A 19722-nucleotide genomic window follows, 5' to 3' on the forward strand; every position below is an offset into this window, starting at 1 on the left:
GCGGAACCCTCTCGGGGTGATCCCCTACGGGCAGGTTCGGGGTTTTTCTGGAACTCCGGGCCTGCCTGTTGCGTTTACCGTTGAGGAGTGGCGTGAGATGTCCCGAGACGCCCTGAGGAGGAGCCGGTGGAAGCAGTGATCGCAGTATTCGCCCTGCTCTTCGTGCTCTTTCTCGGGCTCGGTGTGTACGCCACGGTGAAGGTGGTCGGCGCCGCCAAGCGCGGCGTGGACCGCGGCCTCACCCAGGCCCGCCGCACGGTCGAGGACCACACCCTGCGCGCCAAGTCCTTCGCCCAGCCGGGCGCCGCGGGGGAGCTCGCCCAACTCCGGCTGAAACTGCGTACGTCGATGCGTGCCACCCAGGAGGCGCTGCGCGCGGCCGTCGCCGAGGACGAGTCCCTGAAGGAATCCGTCGGCCTCTTCGAGCGGCTCAGTGCGCACGGCCACGAGCTGGACGACGAGCTGAAACGCCTGGAGTCCGAGCCCGACCGCGCCACGCTCGGCAAGCGGCTCCCCGAGCTGCGCGAGCGCACCGAACGCATCACACAATCGGCGGATGCCCTGCGCTGGGCGGCCCGCGACCGCGCCCACCGCTTCGCGGGGGACGACCTGGACACGCTCAGCGCCCAGATCAACATGGAGGCCGGGGCGCTGCGGCACTGGACGACGGAGCCGGAGCCCCGGCCCGCCGCCTCGCCAAAGCAGAAGCAGGATCCGGATCCGGAGCCGCAGCCGGCCGCGAGGTCGTGGCCCGAGGCGCCCACCGCCGATGCCGCCACGGCCGGACAGACCTGGCCGGAGACCCCGCAGTCCAGCCCGGAGCACGAGCCGGCACGGCCCGCCATCAGCCCGCCGGGACCGCGCCCGACCTACCCCTGGCAGAAGAAGCCCCGCCCCGAGAGCACCACTTGATCCGGCCACTCGCGTCACAGGGCGCGGGGGCCGGGCTGCCACACGGGCACTACGGCAGGTAACCTCCAGCTCATGTCCCGCCATGTCGCGATCGTCACCGATTCAACGGCCTACCTGCCGGCCCGGACGATGGAGCGTCATGGCATTACAGCGGTACCTCTGACGGTCGTCCTCGGCGACCGGGCGCTGGAAGAGGGCACCGAGATCTCGACCCGCGCCCTCGCCCAGGCTTTGCAGAAGCGGCGCCCGGTGACGACCTCGCGGCCCAGCCCCGCCCTCTTCGAGGAGACGTACCGCAGGGTCGCCGAGTCCGGCGCCACCGACATCGTCTCCCTCCATCTCTCCGCCGAGCTCTCCGGCACGTACGACGCGGCCGTCGTCGCCGCGCGGCAGGCGCCGGTGCCCGTGCGAGTGGTGGACACCGGCATGATCGCGATGGCGCTCGGCTTCTGCGCGCTCGCCGCGGCGGAGACCGCGGAGTCGGGCGGCACCATGGACGAGGCCGTCACGGCCGCGGAGAAGCGGGCCGCGGGCACGTCCGCCTACTTCTACGTCGACACCCTCGACTACCTGCGACGCGGCGGCCGTATCGGTGCCGCGCAGGCCCTGCTGGGCTCGGCGCTCGCGGTGAAGCCGCTGCTGCAACTGGCGGACGGCCGTATCGAACCGCTGGAGAAGGTGCGGACCGCGTCGAAGGCGATCGCCCGCCTGGAGGAGATCGCGGCCGAGCGTGCGGGCAGCGCCCGGGTCGACGTCGCCGTCCACCATCTCGCCGCCTCGGACCGGGCGTCGGCCCTCGCCGACCGGCTGCGGGCACGGGTGCCAGGGCTCGCCGATCTGCATGTCAGCGAGGTCGGGGCGGTGATCGGGGCGCACACGGGGCCCGGGTTGCTGGGGGTCGTGGTTTCGCCGCAGTGAACGGTCGTGGCGGGGCACGGCGGCCGCTGATCACCCGTGTGGGTGGCCGCGTTGTCCACAAGCCGTCCGTTGTCCCCGGGAATTGACCAAGATCATCGCGAGTGTGCCGAGGTGGCCGATCCTCGTCGCATGGCACTTCGATCACGTTCACGCACAGCGACTGCGACCAGCGGGCCGGGCCGTGGACCGGCGTCCGACGGCCGCGTCCGCCACCGCCGCCATCGGCCTGTCGCGCGCGGCCGGGCACGGCATCGTCAGGCCTCGGCGGAGGAACTCCGCCGACGCGCGGAGGTGCTCTTCGGCGAGCATGCCGAACGGGCCGGGGAGCGGCGGGAGTCGAGGCATGGTCCGCCTACGCCCGAGCAGACGGGTGCCTTAGGCAGTGTGGGGCGCGGGCTGGATCGGCCGGGGGCCATCGCGGAGGCCGGTGTGGAAACTGATGCTGAGTCCGTCCGTGTCCCCGTCGGTGACGGTGCCGGTGCCGGTGGCCACGGTGGGGCGGGCGCCGGGACGGTCGGTGGGGACGGCCGGCTTGGGGAAGGGACCTGGCGGGAGCGGGCCGGGCTCGCGGTGCGGGAGCGGATGCCCGTGTGGTTGCAGGCGAGGTGTGGCCTGGAGCCGCGCAGCGTGCTCGCGTTGACCGTGGTGCTCGTCGTCGCCGCGGCGTTCGCGGTGCAGCACTTCTGGGCGGGCCGGACCCAGTCCGTGCGGCCGCCCGAGGTGGTGCGCGCGGCGGCACCCTACGAGCAGCAGGGACACGGCGGACAGGCCGAGGCGGAACGAGGAGGGGGAGCGCCCGCGGGAGCGGTGAAGGCGACAGGCGGGGCGGGTGCGGCAGGGACGGCCGAGATCGTCGTGGACGTCGGCGGCAAGGTCCGTGAACCCGGGATCCACCGGCTGCCGGCCGGCTCGCGTGTCGCGGACGCGCTGCGCGCGGCGGGCGGGGTGAAGCCCGGCGTGAAGACCGAGGGTCTCAATCGCGCCCGGTTCCTCGTGGACGGAGAGCAGGTGATCGTCGGGGCACCGGTTCCCGCTGCGGGCACTGGGGTGGGGACCGGAGGGGGCGGTACGGCTGCCGGGGGAACGGGCGGCGTGGCGGCGGGCGGTGTGATGACGGGGGCTCCCGTCTCGCTCAACACGGCCACCGCCGACCAGCTCGACACCTTGCCGGGGGTCGGTCCGGTGCTGGCGCAGCACATCATCGACTACCGCACGCAGCACGGCGGCTTCCGATCGGTGGACGAGCTGCGCGAGGTGAACGGCATCGGCGACCGGCGCTTCGCCGATTTGCGGAACCTCGTACGGCCATGAGGAGGGCCCATGAGCCGCCGACGCGGCAGGACGAGGCGGCGCCTGAGGCCTTCACCGCCGGGTCGGTCCTTCCCGCCGGGGCCACCTCTCCCGCCCGTTCCGGGTCCGCCTCTCCCGCCCGTTCGTCCGTGCACGCCGCTTCCGGCAAGCGGCTGGGCAGCTCCCGTCCGCGGCAGGAAGGACCCACGGACCTGCGGCTCGTCCCACCCGCCCTCGCGACCTGGGGCACGGCGGCGCTGGTGCTGGACGCGCCGCCGAGGTGGGTCCTCGGCGTCGTGGCCGGCTGTCTGGCCGCCGTCGGCCTGCTGCCGCTCGCCCGGCGGGCGGGGTGGGCCTCCTGGCCGCGCGCGTCGGCCGCAGCCGTGCTGCTGTGCGTGGCCGCGGCTGCCGCCTCGGCCGGGCTGCACGGGGCCGATCTGCGCCGGGGGCCTGTGCCCGGCTTGGCGCGGGAGTACGCGACGGCGACCGCCGAGGTGGAGCTGACGTCCGACCCCCGGCTCACCCGGCCGAAGGTCCGGGGCGATCACGTGGCTCCGACCGCCGTGCTGATCGAGGCCGAGGTGCGGCGCGTCCAGGAGGCGGGCGGCGTGACGGTGGGGACGCGGACGCCGGTGCTGATGATCATCGACTTGGGGCGGGCCGGCCGGACGGCCGAGGAGGGGCGGTCGGCCTCCGCGGGTGAGGCTACGGCGGGCGCGGGGGATGGGCGGTCGGCCCCCGCGACAGGGGCCGTCGAAGGCGGGCGGTCTGCCGCCGGTGGGCCGGTGAGGTCGCCGTGGACGGGGCTGCTGCCGTCGACGCGGCTGCGGGTCAGCGGGCGGCTGGCTCCCGCGATGACGGGCGGTGACCGGGTCGCGGCGGTGCTGCGGGTCCGGGGCCGGGCGGAACCGGACGTGGTCGGGGGGCCCTCGGCCGCTCAGCGGTTCGCCGGGCGGTTGCGGGCCGGGCTGCGGAAGGCGACCGACGGGCTGCCGGCGGATGCCCGGGCGCTGTTGCCGGGGCTGGTCGTGGGGGACACCTCGCGGATCACCCCGAAGCTGGAGGAGGCCTTCAAGGAGACCGACCTCACCCACACTCTGGCCGTGTCGGGGGCCAACTTCACGATCCTGCTCGCGCTGCTGCTCGGCCCGCCGGGTCTGGCGCAGCACGTCGAGCGGCGGGGGCTCGCGCCTCGCCTCGGTGTCTCCCTGCGGGCGACCGCCGTGCTCGGGGGTGTGCTCTCCCTCGGGTTCGTCGTGGTGTGCAGACCGGACCCGAGCGTGCTGCGGGCCGCCGCCTGCGGAGCCGTCGCGCTGCTCGCGCTCGCGACCGGCCGTCGCAGGTCACTCATCCCGGCGCTGGCGACGGCGGTCCTGTTGCTGGTGCTGTACGACCCGTGGCTGGCGCGGAGTTACGGGTTCCTGCTCTCCGTCGCGGCCACCGGCGCCCTGCTCACGCTCGCGCCGCGCTGGAGCGCCGGGCTGCGGCGGCGCGGGGTGCCGCCGCGGCTCGCCGAGGCACTGGCGGCCGCTGCCGCCGCGCAGGCCCTGTGCGCGCCCGTCGTCGCCGTGCTGTCGGCGCGGGTGAGCCTGGTGGCGGTGCCGTGCAACCTGATCGCGGAGTTCGCGATCGCTCCGGCCACGATCCTGGGCTTCGCCTCGCTGGCCACGGCACCGATGGCGATGCCCGTGGCCAAGGCCCTGGCGTGGTGCGCGCAGTGGCCCGCCGAGTGGATCGCCGAGGTCGCCCGCACGGGGGCCGCGCTGCCGGGATCGGGAGTGGACTGGCCGGGCAGTTGGGCGGGTGCGGCGCTGCTCGCGGCCGTGACGCTGGTCGTGCTGCTCGTGGGGCGGCGGCTGCTCGGGCATCCCTGGTGGTGCGGGGTCTGCGGCCTGGTGCTGGTGCTCGTGTTGGTGCAGCCCCCACCGGTGACCCGGGTGATCACGGGCTGGCCGCCGCCCGGCTGGCGGCTGGTGATGTGCGACGTGGGGCAGGGCGACGCCATGGTGCTCGCGGCGGGCGGGGGCGCCGGTGTGGTGGTGGACGCGGGACCCGATCCGCAGCTCGTCGACCACTGTCTGCGCTCACTCGGCATCACGAGGATTCCGCTGGTCGTGCTCACCCACTTCCACGCCGATCACGTGGCGGGCCTGCCCGGTGTGCTGCGCGGGAGGGCGGTGGCCGCGATCGAGACGACCGGCTTCGAAGAGCCCGCGGACCAGGCCGCATTCGTACGCAGACACGCGGCGGCCCGGCGGATTCCCGTGACGCGGGCCGCCGCCGGGGAACAGCGCCGCGCGGGGGAGCTGTCCTGGCAGGTGGTGTGGCCGCCCCCTGGCCCGCCCCCGAGCCCGCCGCCGGGCCAGCTCCCGGCTGCTCCACCGGGCCCCCATCCGCAGGTGCTCCCTGCCCACCCGGCTCACTCGGTTCCTGAGGGGCCGAACGACGCCAGTGTGGCCATGCTGGTCCGGTCGGCCGGACTGCGCCTGCTGCTCCTCGGGGACCTCGAACCCCCGGCCCAGCGGGCACTGGCGAGATCACCGGCGGCCGAGGCCCTGGAGAGCGTGGACGTGCTGAAGGTCGCCCATCATGGATCGGCGTACCAGGACCCGGGCCTGATGGGCCGGGCAGCCCCGCGGCTGGCTCTGATCAGTTGCGGTGACGGCAACAGCTACGGGCATCCGGCGCCCGGCACGGTCGCGGCGCTGCGCGCCGGGGGTGCGGTGGTGCTGCGGACGGACCGGGACGGCGCACTGGCGGTCGTAGGAGAGGGCGGGAGGCTGAGGGTCGCGCGAGACTGAGGGCATGAACTCAGCACAGGTTGACGCCTATCTCCGCCGTCTGGGAGCCGAGCACCCGGCGTGGCCCACCGTCGACGTGCTCCGCGAACTGCATCTGCGCCACCTGAGGGCGGTGCCGTTCGAAAACCTGTCGATCCATCTCGGCGAGGAGATCGTGCTGGAGGAGAAGCGGCTGCTGGACAAGGTGGTGGGCGCCCGGCGGGGCGGGTTCTGTTACGAACTCAACGGCGCCTTCGGGGCGTTGCTCGCCGCGCTGGGGTACGACGTGGCGCTGCTCGCGGGGCGGGTGTACGGGGACGGGGAGCGGCTCGGGATCCCGTACGACCATCTCGCGCTGCGGGTGCGGACGGTGGACGGGGGCGACTGGCTGGCCGACGTCGGGTTCGGGGCGCACAGCCACCTGCCGCTGGCGTTCGGGGAGAGGGGAGAACAGGAGGATCCCGGGGGCACGTTCCGGATCGTCGAGGCGCAGCCGGACGCGGCCGGGGTGCGCGGTGGGCACGACACGGTGGAGGCGGCGGACCTGGACGTGATCCGCGACGGCCGAGCGCAGTACCGCCTGGAGGTACGGCCGCGGGTGCTCGGGGACTTCGTGGCAGGGGCGTGGTGGCACAGCACATCGCCGGTGTCGCACTTCACGCGGTCGCTGGTCTGCTCACGGGTCACGGAGGACGGAGGGAGGATCACGCTCAGCGGCCGCAGATTCACGGTGACCGGAGCCGACGGCACCCGGGAGGAGCGGGAGCTGGGGACGGACGAGGAGGTGCTCGGGGTGTACCGGGAGCGGTTCGGGATCGAGCTCGGCTCGGTGCCGACGGTCCGGGGCACCGGCCAGGACGGCTGATCCGGGCCGCAGGGACGGGCCGGGAACGGCGGGACCAGAAGGGGCACAGGGACCAGACACCCCAGTTGGCCCACATGGGTGCTACTCGTGCGTAGTCCCAGCACAAGTGCTGGATTCCCGTGATGTGGTCCCGTGTTGCCTCGAAAGCCTCATCGGTGGTCGAATGCCTCTTCGGTGAACAGTGATCAAACCGCTGACTTCGAGTCGGACGAGGTGTCCAGATGATCGGCCGCTGGCTGGGAAACAGAACCAACCGGGTGCAACGGACGGGCCCCTTGGCGGCGGTGCTGACGCCGCCCAGCGCCGGCGTGTTGGCCTGCCGAGTGCTCGACCCGGTCAACGAGCCGGTGCGGCATGCCGAGTTCACGGTCACCGACACCATGGGGCGTCCGGTGGTCAGCGGGGGAGCGGACCCCTATGGGTCGTTCCTGACGACGGTGCCCGCCGGGGAGTACCGGCTCGCGGTGTCGGCGGAGGGATACACGCCGTACCGGGCGACCACGCAGGTCGCTGAGAACTCGCTCGCCTCGCTCGGTGACGTGACGCTCCAGGTGGCCAGGCCGCCGGAGCTGCCCGAGGCCGGCGACTGGGAGATCGAGTCGGCGCACTCCTCGATCGGGTTCACCGCGCGGCACATCGGCATGGCCCGGATCCACGGACAGTTCAAGTCCTTCGCGGGCGTCATACGCCTCGGCGAGCCGCTGGAACGGTCGGCGATGCACGTGGTGATCGACGCGGCGTCCATCGACACGAACATGAAGATGCGCGACGACCATCTGCGGTCGGCGGACTTCCTGGACGTCGCGAAGTTCCCGACCCTCGAGTTCTACAGCGAACGGTTCGTGCACAAGGGCGGGAACCGGTGGGCGGTGACGGGGGCGCTGTCGCTGCACGGCGTGACGCGCACGGTCACGCTGGACACGGAGTACCTGGGGCTGGGCAACGGCATGGAGGGTGAGGTGCGGGCGGCCTGCCGGGCCACGACCGAGCTGCACAGGGACGACTTCACGGTGAGCTGGCAGACGATGCTGGCCCGCGGCATCGCGGTGGTGGGGCCGAGCATCAAGGTCAACCTCGACGTGCAGGTCGTCCGCAAGGGCTGAGCGGCCGGTCCGCGAGCCGGTGTCGGACAATGGCCGGCGTGAGTGATGTGCGACATGTGCTGGTGCTGCCCGACAGGGACGCGGCGGAAGAAGTGGTGCAGGCGCTTGCCGAGCGTTTCGGCGTCGTCGAGGAGCCGCAGCTGGTGCGGGACGCGCTGGCCGGTGAGGACGACGCCGAGGACGCGCAGTGGCTGGTCGTCCTGAGGGACGAGGAAGAGCGGCTGGATCCCGGTGAGCTGGACCGGTTCGCCGGTGAGTGGGAGGGCTGGCGGGAGGAACCGTAGGCCCGGTCGGGAACCAGTAGGCCCGGTCAAGAACCGTAGGCCTGGTTGTCAGTGCCGCGTGGGATGCTTGTCGCGATGGCCAGGAAGACTGCGAATGACGACCCTCTCGCCCCCGTGACGCTCGCCGTGGGCCAGGAGGAGCTGCTGCTCGACCGCGCCGTGCAGGAGGTGGTGGCCGCCGCGAAGGCCTCCGACGCCGACACGGACGTGCGGGACCTGACCCCGGACCAGTTGCAGCCCGGCACGCTCGCCGAGCTGACGAGCCCGTCGCTGTTCGCGGAGCGCAAGGTCGTCGTCGTACGCAATGCGCAGGACCTGTCGGCCGACACGATCAAGGACGTGAAGGCCTACCTCGGGGCGCCCGCCGAGGAGATCACCCTGGTGCTGCTGCACGCCGGCGGAGCCAAGGGCAAGGGGCTGCTCGACGCGGCCCGCAAGGCCGGGGCGCGCGAGGTGGCCTGCCCGAAGATGACGAAGCCGGCGGACCGGCTGGCGTTCGTGCGGAGCGAGTTCCGGGCGGTGGGCAGGTCCGCCACGCCGGAGGCGTGCCAGGCCCTCGTCGACGCGATCGGGAGTGATCTGCGGGAGCTGGCGTCGGCGGTCTCCCAGCTGGTCGCCGACGTCGAGGGGACGATCGACGAGGCGATCGTCGGGCGGTACTACACGGGCCGGGCGGAGGCGTCGAGCTTCACGGTCGCCGACCGGGCGGTCGAGGGGCGTGCGGCGGAGGCGCTGGAGGCGTTGCGCTGGTCGCTGTCGACCGGAGTGGCGCCGGTGCTGATCACGAGTGCGCTGGCGCAGGGCGTCCGGGCGATCGGGAAGCTGTCGTCGGCGCGTGGCGGACGTCCGGCCGATCTCGCGCGCGAGCTGGGCATGCCGCCGTGGAAGATCGACCGGGTGCGGCAGCAGATGCGGGGTTGGACCCCGGACGGGGTGGCGGTGGCGCTGCGGGCGGTGGCCGAGGCGGACGCGGGCGTGAAGGGCGGCGGGGACGATCCCGAGTACGCCTTGGAGAAAGCGGTGGTCACGATCGCGCGGGCGGCCCGCTCCCGGGGCCGGGGCTGAGGGCCGCGGGGCTCAGTACAGGGGCTGACCGATCCCCAGCAGGTTCCCCTCGCTGTCACGGAACCAGCCGCCGCGTTCACCTCGTGCGCCCTTGCTCGGGTAGTGCCCCTCGACCTCGGCGATCCCGCCCTCCGTGCGGAGGCCGGGTACGTCGACCTCCTCGAAGACCACGCCGCGCCGCTTGAGCTCCACCACGACGGCCTCGATGTCGTCGACCTCCAGCGCCATCTGCGTGAAGGTGCCGGGAGAGACCCCCGCCGACCGGAACAGCGCGAACTCCGCACCTCCACAGCGGTACAGCAGCCCACCGGGCCGTTCGTCGACGGGTTCCAGGCCGAGTTTCTCGGCGTAGAAGCGCCGCGCCCGGTCCAGGTCCTGGGCGGGAAGCCTGGTCGCCGCACGGGCCCCGGCCAGTACGTTCCTGTCGTCTGCGTCCATGTCTCCACTGTGCCGCCAGAACCGTCCGGAGGGAGAATCGGGAGTGTCAGCCGTACTCGCCAAGACACGGAGAGGTGGCGAAGGACATGGCTGAACACCCGCACGCAGCGCTGGTCCGCAAGGGATTCGAGGCCTTCTCGCGCGGTGACATGGACACCCTGCGCGGGCTGATCGCCGGGGACGCCACACACCACGTGCCCGGAAATCACCCGTTGTCGGGTGACTTCAAAGGCGTGGACTCGATCATCGAGATGTACGAGCGGCTCGGCGCGGAGACCAACGGGACGATGCACGCCGAACTGATCGGCATCGCTGTCGACGGCCGCGGTCACGCGGTCGGCATGACCCGCTTCACGGCCGAGCGGGGCGGCAAGCACCTGGACGACACCGGATGCATCATCTTCCGGATCGTCGGAGACAAGGTCACCGACCTCGACGAGTGTGTCGAGGACATCGACAAGAACAACGAATTCTGGTCCTGAACAGGCCGAAGGCCGGGCGCCCTCCCATGGGGAACAGGAGGACACCCGGCCTTCGCTTCAAGCTGTTGGATCCGCGCCCGCGTGGCGAACGCAGGCCGCGCGCGGACCCGAAGGGTGCCGGACGGGAGCGGATGAGAGAGGGCCCGCTCGATTCCCTCCGGCGTCACATCAGACGTCAGCCCTTGAGCGCGGCGACCTTCTGAGCCAGCGCCGACTTCTTGTTGGCAGCCTGGTTCTTGTGGATGACGCCCTTCGAGACGGCCTTGTCGAGCTGACGCGCGGCAGCGCGCTGGTACTCGGTGGCCTTCTCGACGTCACCCGCGGCAGCAGCCTCACGGGCCTTGCGGATCGCGGTCTTGAGGGAGGACTTGACGGCCTTGTTGCGCAGCCGCGCCTTCTCGTTGGTCTTGATCCGCTTGATCTGGGACTTGATGTTCGCCACGAATGAGCCTTCTCAGGTTCTGGCACGGGGCCGCACGGATGCCGCACGGTCCTGCACCGGGTGATTTCTTGAGGAGTGCCTCCTGCGAGAGGGCATGAGGCACAGCCCCCCACGGTACCAGCGGGCTCATTCATGGCCCAAACCCGTCCGTGGTCCCCACCCGTGGGACCATGGAGGCTACGTATCGATCCGATCCGACCCGAGACCGCAGACACTGCGGACGCCTCAAGAATCAGGACCCTGCGTGCCCGCGATCCCTAGCCATGTGCCCGAGCCGAGCCGTACCGACCCGGCTCTGATCCGCAACTTCTGCATCATCGCGCACATCGACCACGGCAAGTCCACGCTCGCCGACCGGATGCTCCAGCTGACCGGAGTGGTCGAGCAGCGGCAGATGCGTGCTCAGTACCTCGACCGCATGGACATCGAGCGTGAGCGCGGCATCACGATCAAGTCTCAGGCGGTGCGACTTCCGTGGGCCCCCTCCCACGACAAGAGCAAGACGCACATCCTGAACATGATCGACACCCCGGGGCACGTCGACTTCACCTACGAGGTCTCGCGGTCACTCGCCGCATGCGAGGGCACCATCCTCCTGGTCGACGCCGCCCAGGGCATCGAGGCGCAGACCCTCGCCAACCTCTACCTGGCGATGGAGAACGACCTCACGATCATCCCCGTGCTGAACAAGATCGACCTGCCGGCCGCGCAGCCCGAGAAGTTCGCCGAGGAGCTCGCCCACCTCATCGGGTGCGAGCCCGACGACGTGCTCAAGGTCTCCGCCAAGACCGGGCTCGGTGTCGAGGCGCTGCTGGACAAGGTCGTCGAACAGGTCCCGGCCCCGGTCGGCGTGAAGGACGCCCCCGCGCGCGCCATGATCTTCGACTCCGTCTACGACTCCTACCGGGGCGTGGTGACGTACGTCCGTGTCATCGACGGGCAGCTCAACAAGCGTGAGCGCATCAAGATGATGTCCACCGGTGCCACGCACGAGCTGCTGGAGATCGGCACCAACTCGCCGGAGATGCTGGCGTCCGACGGTCTCGGCGTCGGCGAGGTGGGCTATCTCATCACCGGCGTGAAGGACGTCCGCCAGTCCAAGGTCGGTGACACCGTCACCAGCCAGCACAAGGGGGCCCAGGAGGCGCTCGGCGGGTACAAGGACCCCAAGCCCATGGTCTTCTCGGGCCTGTATCCCCTGGACGGCTCGGACTACCCGGAGCTGCGCGAGGCCCTCGACAAGCTCCAGCTCAACGACGCCGCGCTGGTCTACGAGCCGGAGACCTCCGCCGCCCTCGGCTTCGGCTTCCGCGTCGGTTTCCTCGGCCTGCTCCACCTGGACGTGATCCGCGAGCGGCTGGAGCGCGAGTTCGGGCTCGACCTGATCGCGACCGCCCCGAACGTGGTCTACCGCGTCGTCATGGAGGACGGCAGCGAGCACACGGTCACCAACCCGAGCGAGTTCCCCGAGGGCAAGATCTCGGAGGTCTACGAGCCGGTCGTGCGGGCCACCATCCTGGCGCCCAGTGAGTTCATCGGCTCGATCATGGAGCTGTGCCAGACCCGGCGCGGCACCCTGCTCGGCATGGACTACCTCTCCGAGGAGCGGGTCGAGGTCCGCTACACCCTGCCCCTCGCCGAGATCGTCTTCGACTTCTTCGACCAGCTGAAGTCGAAGACGCGTGGGTACGCGTCCCTGGACTACGAGCCCACCGGTGAGCAGACGTCCAGCCTGGTCAAGGTCGACATCCTGCTGCACGGCGACAAGGTCGACGCGTTCTCGGCGATCACCCACAAGGACCAGGCGTACGCCTATGGGGTGCGGCTCGTCGCGAAGCTCAAGGAGCTCATCCCGCGCCAGGCCTTCGAGGTGCCGGTCCAGGCCGCCATCGGCTCCCGGGTCATCGCCCGCGAGACCATCCGCGCCATCCGCAAGGACGTCCTCGCCAAGTGCTACGGCGGTGACATCTCCCGTAAGCGGAAGCTGCTGGAGAAGCAGAAGGAGGGCAAGAAGCGGATGAAGATGGTGGGTTCCGTGGAAGTTCCGCAGGAGGCGTTCATCGCCGTCCTGTCGAGCGATGACAGCGCGGGGTCGGGCAAGGGCAAGAAGTAATCACGGATTACCGCGGGTTACACGGCAAACCGGGTAGAACAGGGGCCCGTCGTGCGAAAGTGCGGCGGGCCCTGTGCGTACGCGGGGTAGCTCTCTGTTGGAAGTGACAGGCCGCGGCCCCTTACGCAGGGGCCGGTCGGCCTTTACTCTGATCCCTGCTCGATAGTTACTCGTGAGTTAAACAATGGCTCGCGAACAGCAGCTCGTGAGTGAAAACCAGCCGCACTTGAGCCAGCCGCGCCGTCGCGGGCCCCGGAGGATGTCGTGAGCGACACACAGACACTGATCGAGAACCGTCCGCCGTCCGTGGCGGGCCTCTTCCTGGACCGCGTGGCCGCCACGCCGGACGCCGAGGCCTACCGCTATCCGGTGCCCGCGTCCTCGGGGCAGGGGCCGGACGACTGGAAGTCGCTGAGCTGGGTGCAGGCCGCCGAGCGGGTCTATGCCATCGCGGCCGGGCTCATCGAGCTCGGCGTGCAGTCCGAGCAGCGCGTCGCCCTCGCGTCCAGCACCCGCATCGAGTGGATCCTCGCCGACCTCGGCATCATGTGCGCCGGCGCCGCCACGACCACGGTCTACCCGCAGACCAACGCCGAGGAGTCGGCCTACATCCTGTCGGACTCCGAGAGCCGGGTGCTGATCGCGGAGAACGTCGAGCAGCTGGCCAAGGCGCAGGAGAAGCGCGCAGAGCTGACCGATCTCACGCACGTCGTGGTCATCGACCCGGCCGGCGTCGAGACCGCCGACTGGATCCTCACCCTGGACGAGCTGGAAAAGCGCGGCGCGGCCCGGCTGGAGAAGGACCCCAACCTGATCAGGGAGCGGGTCGGCGCGATCACCAAGGACCAGCTGGCCACCCTCATCTACACCTCCGGCACCACAGGCCGCCCCAAGGGCGTGCGCCTCCCGCACGACAACTGGTCGTACATGGCGAAGGCGATCGCCGCGACCGGGCTGATCAGCGGCGAGGACGTGCAGTACCTGTGGCTGCCCCTGGCGCACGTCTTCGGCAAGGTCCTCACCTCGGGCCAGATCGAGGTCGGGCACGTCACCGCCGTGGACGGCCGCGTCGACAAGATCATCGAGAATCTGCCGGTGGTCCAGCCGACGTACATGGCGGCCGTGCCGCGCATCTTCGAGAAGGTCTACAACGGCGTCGCCGCGAAGGCCCGGGCGGGCGGTGGCGCCAAGTACAAGATCTTCCAGTGGGCCGCCGAGGTCGCCCGCGAGTACGCCAAGGTCTCCCAGGACAACTTCCGGCGGACCGGGACCGCGTCCGTGCCGTTCGGGCTGGGCGCCAAGCACAAGGTCGCCGACGCGCTGGTGTACGCCAAGATCCGGGAGGCCTTCGGCGGGAACCTGCGGGCCTGCGTCTCGGGGTCGGCGGCACTGGCACCCGAGATCGGGTACTTCTTCTCCGGCGCCGGCATCCACATCCTGGAGGGCTACGGCCTGACCGAGTCCTCGGCGGCGTCGTTCGTGAACCCGGGTGAGGCGTACCGCACCGGCACGGTCGGCAAGCCGCTGCCCGGCACGGAGGTGCGGATCGCCGACGACGGGGAGATCCTGCTGCGCGGCCCGGGCATCATGGAGGGCTACCACAAGCTGCCCGAGAAGACCGCCGAGGTGCTGGAGGCGGACGGCTGGTTCCACACCGGGGACATCGGGGAGCTGTCGCCCGACGGGTACCTGCGGATCACCGACCGCAAGAAGGACCTCATCAAGACGTCGGGCGGCAAGTACATCGCGCCGGCCGAGGTCGAGGGGCAGTTCAAGGCGGTGTGCCCGTACGTGTCCAACATCCTCGTGCACGGGGCCGACCGGAACTTCTGCACGGCGCTGATCGCGCTCGACGAGGTCGCGATCACTCAGTGGGCGGAGGAGAACGGGCTGGCCGGGAAGTCGTACGAGGAGATCGTGTCCTCGCCGGTCACGGTGGAGATGGTCGACGGGTATGTGAAGCAGCTCAACGAGGGGCTTCAGCGGTGGCAGACGATCAAGAAGTTCCGGTTGCTGCCGCGGGATCTTGACGTGGAGCACGGTGAGATCACGCCGAGTCTGAAGCTGAAGCGGCCGGTTGTGGAGCGGGAGTACAAGCATCTGATCGAGGAGATGTACGAGGGGTCGCGCGAGGCGTGACGGGTGGTGCGGGGATTCGTCGGCGGCTGCGGGTCGTTCGTGGTTGCTCGCGCAGTTCTCCGCGCCCCTAAGGTTCCTGTTCCACCCGGCGTTTTAGGTCCTGGACCTCTGCGCGTAGGCGTTCCACTTCTCTGCCTTTGCGGTAGAGGTCCAGGAAGACGCCGACCTTTGCCCTGAGGACCCAGGGGTCGAAGGGCTTGGTCACGTAGTCGGCGGCGCCCGTCGCGTAGCCGCGGAAGGCGTAGCCCGAGTCGTCGTCCGCGCCCGTCAGGAAGATGATCGGGACGTCGCGTGTCTGGTCCAGGCGTTTGATGTGGGCGGCCGTCTCGAAGCCGTCCATGCCGGGCATGCGGATGTCGAGCAGGACGAGGGCGATGGGCTGCCGCAGTACGGCCTTCATCGCCTCCTCGCCTGAACGGGCGCGTATCAGAGGCTCGTTGAGGGAGGCCAGGACGGCCTCCAGGGCGGTCAGGTTGTCCTCCATGTCGTCGACCAGGAGGATTCCGGCGCGTTCGGTGCTCATGACGGTCGGGCCTCCTCCGTGGCCTCCGGTTCCGGTGGGTCGTCCGGGTCCAGCCGTTCGCACACGACCGTCAGCAGCCGCTCGATGTCCACCGGCTTGGGCACGTAGTCGTTGGCGCCGCGGGCGATGGACTTCTCCCGGTCGCCGGGCATCGCCTTCGCGGTCAGGGCCACGATGGGCAGGTCCGCCCAGCGCGGGGTGCGGCGGATGGCGGAGATGGTCTCGTAGCCGTCCATCTCCGGCATCATGATGTCCATCAGGACCAGTTCGACGCCCTCGCTGCGCTCCAGCATCTCGATGCCCTCACGGCCGTTCTCCGCGTACAGCACGGTCATGCCGACGCGGCCCAGGACATGGGTGAGGGCGAAGACGTTGCGGATGTCGTCGTCGACGATCAGCACCCGCCGCCCGGCCAGGATCCGGCCCGGCCTGCCGGACGTCCACGTCTCCAGCCTGGCCGGCGAGGGCCAGGCGTCGTCCGTGTCGTACGCGGCCGGGAAGGGGCCGGCGATGGCGGGCTCGAGGGTCGGGGACGGTCCGGGGGGATCCTCGGGGGCCGGTGCGGGCGCCGTGTGACCGGGGCTCACGACCGGCACGTACAGGGTGAACGTGGAGCCCTTGCCGGGTTCGCTCTCGGCGACGATCCGGCCGCCGAGCAGGCCCGCGATCTCCCGGCTGATGGACAGGCCGAGGCCGGTGCCGCCGTACTTGCGGTTGGTGGTGCCGTCGGCCTGCTGGAACGCCTCGAAGATGACCGGGAGTTTCTCCGGCGCGATGCCGATGCCCGTGTCGGAGACGGTGAAGGCGATGACGTCGTCGGTGTCCCGCACGTAGTGGTGCTCGGCGTCCTTCACCCGGTCGACCCGCAGCTCGACCTTGCCCGACGCGGTGAACTTGATCGCGTTGGAGAGGAGGTTGCGCAGGATCTGCTGGAGGCGCTGCTCGTCCGAGTACATCTCGCGCGGTACGTCCTCGCCGACCGCCAGTTCGAAGGCGAGCCCCCGGTCGATGGTGAGGGGGCGGAACGTGGCGTGGACGTAGTCCAGCAGCTTGATGAGGGGGAGCCGCTTGGGGCGTACGTCCATCCGGCCGGCCTCGATCTTCGACAGGTCCAGGATGTCGTTGATCAGCTGGAGCAGGTCCGAGCCCGAGCGGTGGATCGTCGTCGCGAACTGCACCTCCTGGTCGGAGAGATGACCGTCCGGGTTGTCGGAGAGCAGCCGGGCCAGGATGAGCAGGGAGTTGAGCGGCGTGCGCAGCTCGTGCGACATGTTCGCCAGGAACTCCGACTTGTACTGCGAGGACGTGGCCAGCAGGGCGGCCTTCTCCTCCAGTTCGGCATTGGAACGCTGGAGTTCGCCCTGCTGCTTCTGGAGTTCGTCCGAGCGTTCCTGGAGCTGCATGGCCAGGCGCTGGGACTCGCCGAGCAGGGACTCCGTGCGGGAGTTGGCGATGATCGTGTTGATGGCGACGCCGATGGTGTTGACGAACTGGTCGAAGAAGGCCAGGTGCACGTCGGAGAAGCGGGAGAAGGAGGCGAGTTCGATGACGCCGAGGAGCTTGGCCTCGAACAGGATCGGGATGATGACGATCGTCGTGGGAGCCGCCTCGCCGAGACCGCTGTTGATCTTGATGTAGTCGGTCGGGGCGCCCTCGACCAGGATCCGCTTCTTCTCCCGGGCCGCCTGCGCGACCAGGCCGTGCACCGGGAGGGCGCCGGTCTCGACGGTCGCGTCCTGGGCGGCGCCGTAGCCGGCGATGAAGGCGAGCCCCTTGGTGGGAACCGTCGCTCCGTCCTGCTCCGGATCGGCCAGGTAGAACGCGCCGTACTGGGCGTTCACCAGCGGCGTCAGCTCCCGGAGTATCAGGTCGGCGACCTCCATCAGGTCGCGGTGGCCCTGCATCAGGGCGGCCAGGCGCGCCAGGTTGGACTCCAGCCAGTCCTTCGCGCGGGTCGTCTCGCGCAGGTTGGCCACCATCAGGTTGATGTTGTCCTTGAGCTCGGTGACCTCGCCGCGGGTCTCGACCGTGATCGAGCGGGACATGTCGCCCTGGGCCACGGCGGAGGCGACCTCGGCGATCGCGCGGACCTGGGTGGTGAGGTTCGACGCCAGCTCGTTGACGTTCGTCGTCAGGCGCTTCCAGGTGCCGTAGACGCCCTCGACGCGGGCCTGGCCGCCGAGCTGCCCCTCGGAGCCGACCTCGCGGGCCACGCGTGTGACCTCCGATGCGAAGGAGGACAGCGTGTCGACCATCGTGTTGATCGTGGTCTTCAGCTCCAGGATCTCGCCGCGCGCGTCCACGTCGATCTTCCGGGACAGGTCCCCCTGCGCCACGGCCGTCGCGACCTGGGCGATGTTGCGCACCTGGGAGGTGAGGTTGTCGGCCATGGAGTTGACGTTGTCCGTCAGGTCCCGCCAGACGCCGGAGACGCCCAGCACCTGGGCCCGGCCGCCGAGCCGGCCGTCGGTGCCGACCTCGCGGGCGACGCGGGTGACCTCGTCGGCGAAGGCGCGGAGCTGCTCCACCATCGTGTTGACGGTGTCCTTCAGTTCGAGGATCTCGCCGCGGGCGTCGACCGTGATCTTCTTCGACAGGTCGCCGTTGGCCACGGCGGTCGTCACCTGGGCGATGTTGCGGACCTGTGAGGTGAGGTTCAGCGCCATGAAGTTGACGTTGTCGGTGAGGTCCTTCCAGACGCCGGAGACGCCCCGGACCTGGGCCTGACCGCCGAGGTTGCCCTCGGTGCCGACCTCGCGGGCGACCCGGGTCACTTCGTCGGCGAAGGCGGAGAGCTGGTCGACCATCGTGTTGATCGTGGACTTGAGCTCCAGGATCTCGCCCTTGGCCTCCACCGTGATCTTCTTGCCGAGGTCGCCCTGGGCGACGGCGGTGGAGACGAGGGCGATGTTCCGCACCTGGGAGGTGAGGTTGTCGGCCATGAAGTTGACGTTGTCGGTGAGGTCCTTCCAGACGCCGGAGACGCCCCGGACCTGCGCCCGGCCTCCGAGGTTGCCCTCGGTGCCGACCTCGCGGGCGACGCGGGTGACCTCGTCGGCGAAGGCGGAGAGCTGGTCGACCATCGTGTTGATGGTCGACTTGAGCTCCAGGATCTCGCCCTGCGCGTCCACCGTGATCTTCTGGGACAGGTCGCCGTTGGCCACGGCGGTCGTCACCTGGGCGATGTTGCGGACCTGCGAGGTCAGGTTCGACGCCATGAAGTTGACGTTGTCGGTGAGGTCCTTCCAGACCCCGGACACGCCCCGGACCTGCGCCCGGCCGCCCAACTGCCCCTCGGTGCCGACCTCGCGGGCGACCCGCGTCACCTCGTCGGCGAAGGCGGAGAGCTGGTCGACCATCGTGTTGACGGTCAGCTTCAGCTCCAGCAGCTCGCCGGTCGCCTCCACCGTGACCGTGCGGGTCAGATCGCCGCGTGCCACCGCCGTCGTGACCGCCGCGATGTCCCGCACCTGGGCCGTCAGCCGGGACGCCATCGTGTTGACGGCCTCGGTCACGTCCCGCCAACTGCCCGACAGTCCCTGCACCTTGGCCCGTCCGCCGAGCCGGCCCTCGGTGCCGACCTCGCGCGCGACCCGCGTCACCTCACCGGTGAACAGGGAGAGCTGGTCCACCATCTTGTTCACGGCCCGGCCGAGGCGTCGCAGGTCGCCGCGTAACTCCCGCGTCCCGTCGTGCAGATCGACCCGCTGGGTCAGATCGCCGCCGGCGACCGCGTCCAGTACGCGCGTGGCGTTCGCGGCCGGGGCGACGAGGGCGTCGAGCAGCTGGTTCACGTCGTTGACGCGGGACGTCCACAGGCCCTGCCCCGGACTGGCCGACAGCCGCTCGTCGAGCCGGCCGTACCGCACCAGTTCACGTCTGACCCGCTGCACCTCGGTGGTGAAGTGGATGCTGCGGTCCATGACCTGGTTGAAGACCGCGGTGAGTTCGGCCACCATCCCGTGGCCGGTTTCCGGCACCTTGCTGAAGTCGCCGTCGCGTGCGGCCGTCATGGCCGCGAGCAGGGGACGCAGATCGGATGCACGAATCTGACCGTCTTCGTACCGGTCTTCGACCACAGGAGTAGCACTGTTCTCACTCATGACGGCCCACTTCGGTAACTCGGCGCTTATGGGCGTGGCCAGTCTGTCACCCTGTCGGCATCGACTGTGGCGTATTCGTACGAACTGCCCGGGGAGCTGTCCATGGGGGCCATTCCGACGCAACGGGAGACCGCTTCCCGTGCCTCAGAGGCGCCTGCGCACGCTTCGGAGGTGCCTGGGCCCCCGCACGAGGGGGCCGTCTCCGAGGGGTGTGCGCTGCCTTCCGAGGCACCGGCGCTCGGGGCCGAGGCACCGGCGCTCGGGG

General features: G+C 70.5%; 15 protein-coding genes. 11 read left to right on the plus strand and 4 right to left on the minus strand.

Annotated features, from left to right (window positions below):
• The first annotated feature begins 126 nt into the window (after positions 1-126).
• The 8 genes from ABZ192_RS10550 (at position 127) to holA (ending at position 9217) form a co-directional block, all read left to right on the plus strand.
• Positions 127-912, plus strand: coding sequence for a hypothetical protein (locus tag ABZ192_RS10550; protein WP_356924116.1), 786 nt, complete (start codon positions 127-129; stop codon positions 910-912).
• Between the two features lie 72 nt (positions 913-984).
• Positions 985-1830, plus strand: a complete 846-nt coding sequence (locus ABZ192_RS10555) for a DegV family protein (RefSeq protein ID WP_356924117.1) — start codon at positions 985-987, stop codon at positions 1828-1830.
• Positions 1831-1959: 129 nt separating this feature from the next.
• The gene (locus ABZ192_RS10560) at positions 1960-3141 is read left to right on the plus strand and encodes a ComEA family DNA-binding protein (RefSeq protein WP_356924118.1); all 1182 of its coding nucleotides are present in this window, start codon (positions 1960-1962) and stop codon (positions 3139-3141) included.
• Between the two features lie 128 nt (positions 3142-3269).
• Positions 3270-5921 carry a ComEC/Rec2 family competence protein gene (locus tag ABZ192_RS10565; RefSeq protein ID WP_356924186.1) on the plus strand — a complete coding sequence of 884 codons (2652 nt, stop codon included), beginning with the start codon at positions 3270-3272 and terminating at the stop codon, positions 5919-5921.
• A gap of 4 nt (positions 5922-5925) precedes the next feature.
• Positions 5926-6765, plus strand: a complete 840-nt coding sequence (locus ABZ192_RS10570; protein ID WP_356924119.1) for an arylamine N-acetyltransferase — start codon at positions 5926-5928, stop codon at positions 6763-6765.
• A 221-nt stretch (positions 6766-6986) separates the two neighbouring features.
• Positions 6987-7868 (plus strand): YceI family protein, encoded by an 882-nt coding sequence (locus tag ABZ192_RS10575; RefSeq protein WP_356924120.1) that lies wholly within the window; start codon positions 6987-6989, stop codon positions 7866-7868.
• A gap of 38 nt (positions 7869-7906) precedes the next feature.
• Positions 7907-8152: a hypothetical protein gene (locus ABZ192_RS10580; RefSeq protein WP_086561908.1), complete on the plus strand. Its 246-nt coding sequence runs from the start codon at positions 7907-7909 to the stop codon at positions 8150-8152.
• A gap of 75 nt (positions 8153-8227) precedes the next feature.
• Positions 8228-9217 carry a DNA polymerase III subunit delta gene (gene holA, locus ABZ192_RS10585; protein ID WP_356924121.1) on the plus strand — a complete coding sequence of 330 codons (990 nt, stop codon included), beginning with the start codon at positions 8228-8230 and terminating at the stop codon, positions 9215-9217.
• Positions 9218-9229: 12 nt separating this feature from the next.
• Here the strand turns inward: holA and ABZ192_RS10590 are convergent, their stop codons facing one another.
• Positions 9230-9655, minus strand: coding sequence for a VOC family protein (locus ABZ192_RS10590; RefSeq protein ID WP_356924122.1), 426 nt, complete (start codon positions 9653-9655; stop codon positions 9230-9232).
• A gap of 86 nt (positions 9656-9741) precedes the next feature.
• Here ABZ192_RS10590 and ABZ192_RS10595 point away from each other — a divergent pair, with 86 nt between their 5' ends.
• A complete protein-coding gene (locus ABZ192_RS10595; RefSeq protein ID WP_356924123.1) occupies positions 9742-10137 on the plus strand; it encodes a nuclear transport factor 2 family protein in 396 nt (131 codons plus the stop codon).
• A gap of 175 nt (positions 10138-10312) precedes the next feature.
• Here the strand turns inward: ABZ192_RS10595 and rpsT are convergent, their stop codons facing one another.
• The gene (rpsT, locus tag ABZ192_RS10600; RefSeq protein WP_010042013.1) at positions 10313-10579 is read right to left on the minus strand and encodes a 30S ribosomal protein S20; all 267 of its coding nucleotides are present in this window, start codon (positions 10577-10579) and stop codon (positions 10313-10315) included.
• Between the two features lie 244 nt (positions 10580-10823).
• Here rpsT and lepA point away from each other — a divergent pair, with 244 nt between their 5' ends.
• Entirely contained in the window at positions 10824-12692 is a 1869-nt protein-coding gene (lepA, locus tag ABZ192_RS10605; protein WP_356924124.1) for a translation elongation factor 4, read from the plus strand.
• A gap of 264 nt (positions 12693-12956) precedes the next feature.
• Positions 12957-14831 (plus strand): AMP-dependent synthetase/ligase, encoded by a 1875-nt coding sequence (locus ABZ192_RS10610; protein WP_356924125.1) that lies wholly within the window; start codon positions 12957-12959, stop codon positions 14829-14831.
• A gap of 67 nt (positions 14832-14898) precedes the next feature.
• On the opposite strand, the gene ABZ192_RS10615 is transcribed toward ABZ192_RS10610, so the two are convergent.
• On the minus strand, positions 14899-15354 hold the full coding sequence (locus tag ABZ192_RS10615; RefSeq protein ID WP_356924126.1) for a response regulator: 456 nt from the start codon (positions 15352-15354) through the stop codon (positions 14899-14901).
• The gene (locus ABZ192_RS10620) at positions 15351-19457 is read right to left on the minus strand and encodes a HAMP domain-containing protein (protein ID WP_356924127.1); all 4107 of its coding nucleotides are present in this window, start codon (positions 19455-19457) and stop codon (positions 15351-15353) included. Before ABZ192_RS10620 ends, ABZ192_RS10615 begins: the two co-directional genes overlap by 4 nt.
• Positions 19458-19722: the final 265 nt, after the last annotated feature.

Origin of the sequence: Streptomyces sp. NPDC006235 (assembly GCF_040613735.1) — a bacterium.
Lineage (GTDB): Bacteria > Actinomycetota > Actinomycetes > Streptomycetales > Streptomycetaceae > Streptomyces.

Coding starts and splice junctions, on each gene's coding strand:
- ABZ192_RS10555 (WP_356924117.1), top strand. CDS start 985: ATGTCCCGCCATGTCGCGATCGTCACCGATTCAACGGCCTACCTGCCG.
- ABZ192_RS10560 (WP_356924118.1), top strand. CDS start 1,960: ATGGCACTTCGATCACGTTCACGCACAGCGACTGCGACCAGCGGGCCG.
- ABZ192_RS10570 (WP_356924119.1), top strand. CDS start 5,926: ATGAACTCAGCACAGGTTGACGCCTATCTCCGCCGTCTGGGAGCCGAG.
- ABZ192_RS10575 (WP_356924120.1), top strand. CDS start 6,987: ATGATCGGCCGCTGGCTGGGAAACAGAACCAACCGGGTGCAACGGACG.
- holA (WP_356924121.1), top strand. CDS start 8,228: ATGGCCAGGAAGACTGCGAATGACGACCCTCTCGCCCCCGTGACGCTC.
- ABZ192_RS10590 (WP_356924122.1), bottom strand. CDS start 9,655: ATGGACGCAGACGACAGGAACGTACTGGCCGGGGCCCGTGCGGCGACC.
- ABZ192_RS10595 (WP_356924123.1), top strand. CDS start 9,742: ATGGCTGAACACCCGCACGCAGCGCTGGTCCGCAAGGGATTCGAGGCC.
- ABZ192_RS10615 (WP_356924126.1), bottom strand. CDS start 15,354: ATGAGCACCGAACGCGCCGGAATCCTCCTGGTCGACGACATGGAGGAC.
- ABZ192_RS10620 (WP_356924127.1), bottom strand. CDS start 19,457: ATGAGTGAGAACAGTGCTACTCCTGTGGTCGAAGACCGGTACGAAGAC.